This window comes from Streptomyces sp. NPDC054863, assembly GCF_053610825.1.
The window spans coordinates 1-10,053 of the sequence record NZ_JBSGZD010000291.1 but is presented as its reverse complement, the minus strand read 5'-3'; the positions used below and the strand labels follow the sequence as shown (position 1 = coordinate 10,053).

8 protein-coding genes are annotated in these 10,053 nt (G+C 69.7%); 4 read left to right on the top strand and 4 right to left on the bottom strand.

Going from position 1 to position 10,053, the window contains the following annotated elements; translation table 11 throughout:
* Window positions 1-42: 42 nt before the first annotated feature.
* Complete coding sequence (locus ACWGIG_RS32485) at window positions 43-1,665, bottom strand: protein kinase domain-containing protein (RefSeq protein WP_453325274.1); 1,623 nt, start codon at window positions 1,663-1,665, stop codon at window positions 43-45.
* 395 nt (window positions 1,666-2,060) lie between these two features.
* Here ACWGIG_RS32485 and ACWGIG_RS32480 point away from each other — a divergent pair, with 395 nt between their 5' ends.
* Window positions 2,061-3,713, top strand: coding sequence for a protein kinase domain-containing protein (locus ACWGIG_RS32480; RefSeq protein WP_453325273.1), 1,653 nt, complete (start codon window positions 2,061-2,063; stop codon window positions 3,711-3,713).
* Between the two features lie 34 nt (window positions 3,714-3,747).
* Here the strand turns inward: ACWGIG_RS32480 and ACWGIG_RS32475 are convergent, their stop codons facing one another.
* From ACWGIG_RS32475 to ACWGIG_RS32465, 3 genes are all read right to left on the bottom strand, one after another.
* Window positions 3,748-4,797 carry a phosphotransferase gene (locus tag ACWGIG_RS32475; protein WP_453325272.1) on the bottom strand — a complete coding sequence of 350 codons (1,050 nt, stop codon included), beginning with the start codon at window positions 4,795-4,797 and terminating at the stop codon, window positions 3,748-3,750.
* Window positions 4,798-4,832: 35 nt separating this feature from the next.
* Window positions 4,833-5,252: a pyridoxamine 5'-phosphate oxidase family protein gene (locus tag ACWGIG_RS32470; RefSeq protein WP_453325271.1), complete on the bottom strand. Its 420-nt coding sequence runs from the start codon at window positions 5,250-5,252 to the stop codon at window positions 4,833-4,835.
* A gap of 141 nt (window positions 5,253-5,393) precedes the next feature.
* Window positions 5,394-6,056: a response regulator gene (locus tag ACWGIG_RS32465; RefSeq protein WP_453325270.1), complete on the bottom strand. Its 663-nt coding sequence runs from the start codon at window positions 6,054-6,056 to the stop codon at window positions 5,394-5,396.
* Window positions 6,057-6,382: 326 nt separating this feature from the next.
* Between ACWGIG_RS32465 and pdhA the strand changes: the two genes are divergently transcribed.
* From pdhA to ACWGIG_RS32450, 3 genes are read left to right on the top strand one after another with little or no spacing between them, the layout of a single operon-like run.
* Entirely contained in the window at window positions 6,383-7,555 is a 1,173-nt protein-coding gene (gene pdhA, locus ACWGIG_RS32460) for a pyruvate dehydrogenase (acetyl-transferring) E1 component subunit alpha (protein WP_453325269.1), read from the top strand.
* Window positions 7,556-7,558: 3 nt separating this feature from the next.
* Window positions 7,559-8,539 carry an alpha-ketoacid dehydrogenase subunit beta gene (locus tag ACWGIG_RS32455; RefSeq protein WP_453325268.1) on the top strand — a complete coding sequence of 327 codons (981 nt, stop codon included), beginning with the start codon at window positions 7,559-7,561 and terminating at the stop codon, window positions 8,537-8,539.
* Window positions 8,540-8,551: 12 nt separating this feature from the next.
* Window positions 8,552-9,994, top strand: coding sequence for a dihydrolipoamide acetyltransferase family protein (locus ACWGIG_RS32450; protein ID WP_453325267.1), 1,443 nt, complete (start codon window positions 8,552-8,554; stop codon window positions 9,992-9,994).
* Window positions 9,995-10,053 lie beyond the last annotated feature (59 nt).

Sequence of the window (10,053 nt, the reverse complement as noted above, 5' to 3'; positions counted from 1 at the left end):
CCCGAGAGGGGTGCCGGGCCGTCCCCGGAAAGACCGTGCGGGCTACTTGGCCGGATTGCCCGTCGAGACCGTGAGCTCGATGGTCGTCTTCTCCGGGTCCATCGCCGAGCCCCCGCGCGGGTACTGGTCGATGACGGTCTCCTCGCCCCACTGGTTCTCGTCGGTCGGCTTCTCCTTGAACTTCCACCCCGCGGCCTGAAGGCATTCCTTCACGGAGCGGACGTTCTTGAAGACAAAGTCGGGAGTGTCGACCTTGGCCGGGTCGAGGCTGTTCTCGTCCGGGCTGGTGCACTTCGTCGACTCGATGGTCTTCGCCCGGTCGGGCCCCTTGAAGCCCTCCAGCTGGCCCGTCGTCGGACCGTCCGCCTCCGTGTCCTTGGGCTCGTCCTTCGGTACGAGCGCGTAGATCACGCCGCCGATCGCGAGCAGTGCGACCGCGATCGCGCCGATGACCAGCGGCAGGCTGTTCTTCTTGGCCGGTGCGGGAGCAGGCGTGGGCACCGTCAACGGACTCTGCTGCGCGTACGAGGGCGGCGCGGGCGTCGCGTACCCCTGCTGCGGATATCCGTACGAGGCCTGCGGCGCGGGGGTCGGCATCGGTGCGGGCGTGGCCGGACCGTACGGGCTCGGGCCGGGCGTCGGCGGCTGGTACGGCATCTGCACGCCGCTCGCCGGGGCCGCGTAACCGCTCTGGTCGACCGGCGGGAAGACCGCGGAGCCGACGCCCGAGCCGCTGTTCTGCGCGGGTCCGCTGCCGGGGATGATCATCGGCGCAGCGCCCGGCTGCACCGCCGCGAGTACGCGGGTGCACTCGTCCGCCATCGCGGCGGCGCTCGGGAAACGCTCGTTCGGGTTCTTCTTCAGGGCGCGGGCGACGAGCGCGTCGACGGCCGGCGGGATCGTCCGGTTGATGGACGACGGGGCGACCGGCTCCTCCTGGACCTGTGCGTATGCAAGGGCCAGTGCCGAATCGGCCTCGAACGGCAGCCGTCCGGTGAGCAGCTGGAACAGCATGATGCCGACCGAGTAGAGGTCGGAGCGGGCGTCCACGCCGCGTCCCAGCGCCTGCTCGGGGGAGAGGTACTGGGGGGTGCCGACGACCATTCCGGTCTGGGTCATCGACGTGACGCCGGACTGCATGGCGCGGGCGATGCCGAAGTCCATGACCTTGACGACGCCGCGCTTGGTCATCATCACGTTGCCGGGCTTGATGTCGCGGTGCACCAGGCCCATCTCGTGGCTGGTCTCCAGCGCCGCGAGCACGTCGGACGTGATCTTCAGGGCCTTGTCGGCGGGCATCGCGCCGTGCTGCTGGACGTCGGCGGCCAGGACCGAGCCGAGCGGCTGGCCCTCGACGTACTCCATGACGATGTACGGCATCTGCATGCCGCCGAGCTCGTCCTCACCGGTGTCGAAGACGGAGACGATGTTGGTGTGGGAGAGCTTGGCGACGGCCTGTGCCTCGCGCCGGAAACGCTCGCGGAAGGCGGCCTCGCGGCCCATTTCCGCGTGCAGCGTCTTGATGGCGACCTGTCGGTCCAGCGCGGAGTCGTACGCCAGGTAGACGGACGCCATGCCGCCTTCGCCGAGCAGGTCGCGGAGCTGGTACCGACCGCCTGCCACCGAGCCGCCGGCATACCGGCCCTGCGTGCCGTCCTGGCTCATGACTGTGCTTCCCCCTCGGCGCGGTGGTTCCGCGTCAGTCCGCTGTGTGCTTCGGCCGGGCCCTGCTCGTTTTCCGCCGGGTCCTGCCGGGACAATCCGCGATCATCCCTCATTACCGGCCAAGTCTGCCCGAGGGCACCGGCACGTCAAGCCAGGTGCCCGATCCGTGACCGTACGCGCAAGGAAGAGTCTCGGAAGCGTTATCAGAGGGGTGTCCGCAGGGTCGCGAAGGACGGGTAATTTGCACGGGTACAGGCGCAACGGTTTTGATGGCAGGTCCATCTCGGAGCAGGGCTCCCTCATATGAGGCTGTAGCGTGACGTGGCGGATAACCCTGTGAACCCCCGCGACGCGATACATGCGCCGGCGCGGACAGATGATGACGGCGAGGACTGATGGCACCCGAATCCGAGGACACCGGCGGTGGAGTGTCTGACCTGCCGGAATCGTTCGGTATGGGCGGACTTGTCGGTGACGGTCGCTACCGGCTGACGCACCGCCTCGGCCGCGGCGGCATGGCCGAGGTCTTCGCCGCGGAGGACGTACGCCTCGGCCGCACGGTCGCGGTGAAGCTGCTGCGCTCCGACCTCGCCGAGGACCCGGTGTCCAAGGCGCGCTTCACGCGTGAGGCCCAGTCGGTCGCAGGTCTCAACCACCATGCGGTCGTCGCCGTGTACGACTCGGGCGAGGACCGCATCGGCGGCAACCTCGTCCCGTACATCGTGATGGAGCTCGTCGAGGGCAACACCATCCGTGACCTGCTGCTCAATGCGGAGGCCCCGGGCCCGGAGCAGGCGCTGATCATCGTCTCCGGCGTGCTGGAGGCCCTCGCGTACAGCCACCAGCACGGCATCGTGCACCGCGACATCAAGCCCGCGAACGTGATCATCACGCACGGCGGCGCGGTCAAGGTGATGGACTTCGGCATCGCGCGCGCCCTCCACGGTGTGCAGTCGACGATGACCCAGACCGGCATGGTCATGGGCACGCCGCAGTACCTCTCCCCGGAGCAGGCGCTCGGCAAGGCCGTCGACCACCGCTCCGACCTGTACGCCACCGGCTGTCTGCTGTACGAACTGCTCGCGCTGCGGCCCCCCTTCATGGGCGAGACGCCGCTCTCGGTGGTCTACCAGCACGTTCAGGACATTCCGGTGCCGCCGTCCGAGATGTCGGACGTGGCCCCGCCGGAGCTCGACGGCCTCGCCATGCGCGCCCTCGCGAAGGACCCGGACGACCGGTTCCAGAGCGCGGAGGAGATGCGCGGGCTCGTCCAGTACGGGCTCCAGATGCTCCAGCAGCAGGGCAGCCACACCGGCACCTGGAACACCGGTCCCGTCGAGATGCACGAGAGCGGCTACACGCCCGCCCACGGCACCGCCGCGACGACCGCGATGGGCCACCCGCAGCACGGGGAGACCTCGCAGTTCCGGCAGGGCGGCGCGATGCTGCCGCCGAGGAACCCGAACGACGGGTCGTACGACGACGGCTACGGCCAGGAGCGTCCGAGCCGCGCCAAGATGTGGATCTTCGCGGTCCTGGCGATCCTCGCGATCGCGGGCGGTGTGGCGTACGCGGTGAACGCGATGGACAAGGACAAACTCCCGACGGAACCGAAGCAGACGCCGTCCGTCAGCAGCACCCCCACCAGCCCGAAGGACAAGGAGTCCCCCACCGAGGACGACAACACCTCCTCGGGCGACAACGACTCCAGCTCCAGCTCGACCAGCACCAGCAACAGCGGCGGCACGGGCGGCTACCCGCCCCCCACGGCCCCGCCCAAGAAGTCCAGCAAGCCCCCGACCACGGGTCCGACGAAGCCCCCGACCACGAACCCGACGCCCCCGCCCACCGGCCCGGGCGGCGCCAACGCCGGTGACGCCGAGGGCAACGCCAACGCGGGCGATGCCGAGGGCAACGCCAACGCCGGTGACGCCGAGGGCAACGCCAACGCGGGCACCCCGGGCGGCGCTGCCAACGCCGGCGAGGTCGAGGGCAACGCCAACGCGGGCACCCCGGGCGGCAACGCCGTGGAAGGCACCACGCCGTAGTCCGCCCAACCCGTGCGGCCCGCCAGGCCGGGCCTCACCCCGCGAAGGCGTCCAGCACGGCTTCGTACTCCTTGGTCCACCAGACCGCCAGGGCCGACGCCGCAGGAAACTGCGGGTCGGCCCTGCGGTCGTGCAGCTGGTAGCGCCAGCGCAGTATCCAGAAGTCGTTGAGCCGCTCCCACCACACCCGGTGCACCGCCGCGGCCAGTTCGGCCTCCCCCGCGCCCGCCGCGCCCCGGTACGCGCGCGCGTAGGCGCGCACCTTCGCCAGGGCCAGCTCCCCGTCGGGCCTGACGAAGAAGATGGCCGCCGCACGGACCGCCTCCTCGGCGCGGGGCTGCACGGCGAGCCGGTCCCAGTCGACGATCGCGGCGGGCTCCGCGTCCCGGTAGAGCAGGTTCAGCGGGTGGAAGTCGCCGTGCACCCACCCCGCGCTGGGCTCGGCGCCCGCCGCCGGCCGCCGGTGCGCGTGCCGCTCCAGGAGCGTCCGCCGCTCCAGGAGGCGGTGCTGGGCGAGTACGTCGAAGGCGTCCTGCGGGCGGCGCCTGCGGGCCAGCAGCAGCAGTTCGTCGATGGTCTCGAAGCTGTCCGCAGGATCGGCGCTGAGCTGCCCGCCGTCCCGGCCTGCCTCCGCCTCCATCACCTGGTCGAGACAGGTGTGTACGACGCCGAGCAGCGCGCCCAGGCGCAGCGAATCGGTCTCGGTGAGCTGGGCGCCGTCGCGGTGGCTGCCGTCGACCCAGGGGTGCAGGGCGTAGCAGCGGTCGCCGATCACCGCGACGGTGTCGCCGCCGGTGTCGTGCAGGGGCGGGGCGACGGGCACGCCGAGCTCCTGGAGGCGCCGGGTGGCCCGGTGCTGGCGGGCGATGGCGGGGCGGTCGCCGTCGAGGTGGTGCTTGAGGAAGAAGTCGCCGCGCGTGGTGGCGAGCCGGAAACCGTGGTTCAGCAGGCCCTGGGCGACGGGCTTGCAGGACACCGGCTCGCCCAGGGCCGCGTACCGGCTCAGCAGCCGGCCGACGGGCGGGGCGGGCGGGACGGGTGCGCCGGTGGCGACGGCGGGAGCGGGTACAGATGAGCGCGGCACCCGGCAGATGTTAGATCACGGGAGGTGAGGAGGGATCACCCTGTGTGCTGGAGGGTGCGCTCCCGGCACCCTTGCAGGGTGTGGACCAGGAAGAACTGCGGATCGATCCGCATGTGGACCGCCTCGAACGGTTCGCCCTCGACCTCGGCCGGGCCGGGTCCGAAGAGCTCCAGTTCGACGGGGGCGGGCTCGACGATGCGGGCCTCGCCGGTGGCCTGGACGGACCACAGCTGGGCGGCACCGGAGTTGAAGTTGTCGGTCTCGTACGCGACCACGCTGCCGTTGCAGGCCTGGTGGTAGCCGTAACCGGCGTGCATCCGCAGCAGGATCCCGCCGTCCACGACGACATGGCGGGCGACGGCCAGGAACGGCAGCGCACGCATGCTGGTGGCGACCCGGCCGTACGGCACGGAGGTCAGCAGCTCGATGGCGCGGAGGCTGTCGGAGGTGGGCATGACTTCACTGTGCGCCATGCGACGGGCGCGCCAAAAGAGACCTAGGTCCTGAGAAAAGTCACAAAGTGCCTGATCAGAGGCGTGTGGTTTCACGTGGAACAGTTGCCGGACGGGTCGGCGGGAGGCCGGTGAACCGGCTGGTCAGCGGCGCTCTTCGGCCTGCATCCTGGCCACGTAGGCGGCGGCCTGGGAGCGGCGTTCCATGCCGAGCTTGGAGAGCAGGCTGGAGACGTAGTTCTTGATCGTCTTTTCGGCGAGGTGCAGCCGCTCGCCGATCACCCGGTTGGTCAGTCCCTCGCCGATCAGGTCGAGGATCTTCCGCTCCTGCTCGGTGAGGTTGGCCAGCCGCTGGTCGCCCTTGGCGCTGTTGCCGGACCGCAGCCGCTCCAGGACGCGCGCGGTCGCCACCGGGTCGAGGAGGGATTTGCCCGCCGCCACGTCCCGTACGGCGGAGAGCAGTTCACTGCCGCGGATCGCCTTGAGGACATAGCCGGACGCACCGGCCATGATCGCGTCGAAAAGGGCTTCGTCGTCCGCGAAGGAAGTGAGCATCAGGCATTTGATGTCCTCGTTCTGCGAACGAACTTCGCGGCAGACCTCCACACCGCTTCCATCCGGCAGCCGAACGTCGAGGACGGCGACGTCCGGACGGGTGGCAGGGATCCTGACCAGGGCATCTGCCGCTGTGCCGGCTTCTCCGACGACCTCGATGTCCTCCTCGACGGAGAGCAATTCGTAGACGCCACGCCTGACGACTTCGTGGTCATCAAGAAGGAAAACAGTGATTTTGCCTGATTCGCGCACGACGTCATCCTCACACATCAACTCTTCCCGTGCCCGAGGTGACCGGGATAACGTGCCTCTGTTCCGGCGGCCTGCAAGGCTGTGACCAGTGGTTGTTCCCGCATTCTTCGATTTACTTGGAAATCCAAGCAAAATCGCAGGTCAAATGGGGTTTCGCAGTTATGCGACGCACTGGGTAACGTGCATTTCACAGGCGTTCGCCGGGACACCTGTCACGCCCTGTCCCGGCCGAGCCGCACCCACCCCGTGCGCGGGTACGGATTCAGGGCGAGCCGCACTGGTCTCCCGGCAGACCCCGGGGGCCGGACCGACGGAGGAGCACGCACGTGACCGTGGAGAGCACTGCCGCGCGTAAACCGCGACGCAGCAGCGGAGCATCAGGAGCGGCTGCCAAGCGCACCGGCGCCAAGAAGACGCCGCAGGCCCCTGACGAGCCGCAGCTGGTCCAGCTGTTGACGCCCGAGGGCGAGAGGGTCACGCACCCGGACTACGAGATCGACCTGTCCGCCGACGAACTGCGCGGGCTGTACCGGGACATGGTCCTCACCCGCCGCTTCGACGCCGAGGCGACCTCGCTCCAGCGCCAGGGCGAGCTGGGCCTGTGGGCCTCGCTGCTCGGCCAGGAGGCCGCCCAGATCGGCTCGGGCCGTGCGCTGCGCGACGACGACTACGTCTTCCCGACGTACCGCGAGCACGGTGTGGCCTGGTGCCGCGGCGTCGACCCGACGAACCTGCTGGGCATGTTCCGCGGGGTGAACCACGGCGGCTGGGACCCCAGCACCAACAACTTCCACCTGTACACGATCGTCATCGGCTCGCAGACCCTGCACGCCACCGGCTACGCCATGGGCGTCGCCAAGGACGGCGCGGACTCGGCCGTGATCGCGTACTTCGGTGACGGGGCGTCCTCCCAGGGCGACGTCGCCGAATCGTTCACCTTCTCCGCGGTCTACAACGCCCCGGTGGTCTTCTTCTGCCAGAACAACCAGTGGGCGATCTCCGAGCCCACCGAGAAGCAGATGCGGGTGCCGCTCTACCAGCGCGCCCAGGGCTTCGGCTTCCCGGGCGTCCGCGTCGACGGCAACGACGTGCTGGCCTGTCTGGCCGTCACCAAGTCGGCGCTGGAGCGGGCCCGTCGGGGCGAGGGTCCCACCCTGGTCGAGGCGTTCACCTACCGGATGGGCGCGCACACCACCACCGACGACCCGACGAGGTACCGGGCCGACGAGGAGCGCGCGGCGTGGGAGGCGAAGGACCCGATCCTGCGCGTCCGTACGTACATGGACAAGCAGGGACTGGCCGACGCGGCGTTCTTCGACGAGGTGGAGGCCGAGAGCGAGGCCCTCGGCAGGAGGGTCCGCGAGGCGGTGCGCTCGATGCCCGACCCGGACACCATGGCGATCTTCGAGAACGTCTACGCGGACGGGCACGCGCTCGTCGACGAGGAGCGCGCCCAGTTCGCCGCCTACCGGGCGTCGTTCGCCGAGGAGGGCAAGTAAGCCATGGCAGTGAAGAAGCTTCCGATCGCCAAGGCGATCAACGAGTCCCTCCGCAAGGCCCTGGAGACCGACCCCAAGGTCCTGATCATGGGCGAGGACGTCGGCCAGCTCGGCGGCGTCTTCCGGGTCACCGACGGCCTGTTCAAGGACTTCGGAGAGGGCCGGGTCATCGACACCCCGCTCGCCGAGTCCGGCATCGTGGGCACGGCCATCGGCCTCGCGCTGCGCGGCTACCGGCCCGTCGTGGAGATCCAGTTCGACGGCTTCGTCTTCCCGGCCTACGACCAGATCGTCACGCAGCTCGCGAAGATGCACGCCCGCTCGCTCGGCAAGATCAAGCTGCCGGTCGTCATCCGCATTCCGTACGGCGGCGGCATCGGCGCGGTCGAGCACCACAGCGAGTCGCCCGAGGCGCTGTTCGCGCACGTCGCGGGTCTGAAGATCGTCTCGCCCTCCAACGCGTCCGACGCGTACTGGATGATGCAGCAGGCCATCCAGGGCGACGACCCGGTGATCTACTTCGAGCCGAAGCGGCGCTACTGGGACAAGAGCGAGGTCGACTTCGACGCGATCCCCGCCCCGCTGCACAGCGCCCGCGTCACCCGCGAGGGCACGGACCTGACGCTCGTCGCGTACGGGCCGATGGTCAAGGTCTGCATGGAGGCGGCTGCCGCCGCTGCCGATGAGGGCAAGTCGGTCGAGGTCGTGGACCTGCGGTCGATGTCCCCGATCGACTTCGACGCCATCCAGAGCTCGGTGGAGAAGACGCGGCGCCTGGTCGTCGTGCACGAGGCACCGGTCTTCTACGGCGCGGGCGCGGAGATCGCCGCCCGGATCACCGAGCGGTGCTTCTACCACCTGGAGGCCCCGGTCCTGAGGGTCGGCGGCTATCACGCGCCGTATCCGCCGGCCCGTCTGGAGGAGGAGTACCTCCCCGGCCTGGACCGGGTACTCGACGCCGTCGACCGCTCGCTCGCGTACTAAGGGGCCGACCACATGACTACTGCTGACACTTCTGCTCGCTACCGCGAGTTCAAGCTGCCCGACGTGGGCGAGGGCCTCACCGAGGCCGAGATCCTCAAGTGGTACGTCCAGCCCGGTGACACCGTCACCGACGGCCAGGTCGTGTGTGAGATCGAGACCGCGAAGGCGGCCGTCGAACTGCCCATCCCGTACGACGGAGTGGTGCACGAGCTGCGTTTCGAGGAGGGTGTGACGGTCGACGTCGGCACCCCGATCATCACGGTCGACGTGGCGCCGGGAACGGCCGCTCCACAGGCCCCCGCTGCCGCTCAGGCTCCCGTGGAGGAGCCGGCGGAGGAGAAGGCGCCCGAGGGCCGCCAGCCGGTTCTGGTCGGCTACGGCGTCTCCGAGGCCTCCACCAAGCGGCGGGCCCGCAAGACGGACACGCCCGCGCTGGAGAAGGCGGCGTACGCCACCGCCGTACAGGCCGAGTTGAACGGCACGTCGACGGCGGCGCAGGCGGTCCAGGAGCAGGTGAGGCCCCTCGCCAAGCCGCCGGTCCGCAAGCTGGCCAAGGACCTCGGCATCGACCTGGCGACGGTCGTCCCGACCGGTCCCGGCGGGGTCGTCACCCGCGAGGACGTGCACGCGGCGGCAACGCCCGCGACGCAGCCGTCGGCCGCCGATGTTTCACGTGAAACGGTCGGGGGTCCGGGGGTCACCCCCCGGGAGGATGCCGTACGGGAAACGGTCGCCGCAGGTGGGACGGCCACCGCACGTGAAACACGCGTTCCGATCAAGGGAGTGCGCAAGGCGATCGCCGCGGCGATGGTGAACAGCGCGTTCACCGCCCCGCACGTCACCGAGTTCATCACGCTCGACGTGACGCGCACGATGAAGCTCGTGGAGGAGCTCAAGGGCGACAAGGAGATGGCGGGCCTGCGGGTCAACCCGCTCCTGCTCATCGCCAAGGCCCTCCTCGTCGCCATCAGGCGCAACCCGGGCGTCAATGCCACGTGGGACGAGGCGAACCAGGAGATCGTGCAGAAGAGCTACGTGAACCTGGGCATCGCCGCGGCCACCCCGCGCGGGCTGATCGTCCCGAACATCAAGGACGCCGACGCCAAAACCCTGCCCGAACTGGCGTCCGCCCTGGGTGACTTGGTGGCTACCGCCCGTGAGGGCAAGACGTCCCCGGCGGCCATGCAGGGCGGCACGGTGACCATCACCAACGTCGGTGTCTTCGGCGTCGACACCGGCACGCCGATCCTCAACCCGGGCGAGTCCGCGATCCTCGCGGTCGGTGCGATCAAGCTCCAGCCCTGGGTCCACAAGGGCAAGGTCAAGGCACGTCAGGTCACCACCCTGGCGTTGTCCTTCGACCACCGGGTGGTCGACGGCGAGCTCGGCTCCAGGGTGCTTGCCGACACGGCGGCGATCCTGGAGCACCCGAAGCGGCTCATCACCTGGGCGTAGCCGCCGTACAGGGCCGCGTACGACGTCGTACGGCGCCGTGCGGTCGTACGACGTCGTAC

What these genes read in the sequence shown, in the direction of transcription:
- ACWGIG_RS32485 (WP_453325274.1), bottom strand. Translation starts at nt 1,665, where the DNA reads ATGAGCCAGGACGGCACGCAGGGCCGGTATGCCGGCGGCTCGGTGGCA.
- ACWGIG_RS32480 (WP_453325273.1), top strand. Translation starts at nt 2,061, where the DNA reads ATGGCACCCGAATCCGAGGACACCGGCGGTGGAGTGTCTGACCTGCCG.
- ACWGIG_RS32470 (WP_453325271.1), bottom strand. Translation starts at nt 5,252, where the DNA reads ATGCCCACCTCCGACAGCCTCCGCGCCATCGAGCTGCTGACCTCCGTG.
- ACWGIG_RS32455 (WP_453325268.1), top strand. Translation starts at nt 7,559, where the DNA reads ATGGCAGTGAAGAAGCTTCCGATCGCCAAGGCGATCAACGAGTCCCTC.
- ACWGIG_RS32450 (WP_453325267.1), top strand. Translation starts at nt 8,552, where the DNA reads ATGACTACTGCTGACACTTCTGCTCGCTACCGCGAGTTCAAGCTGCCC.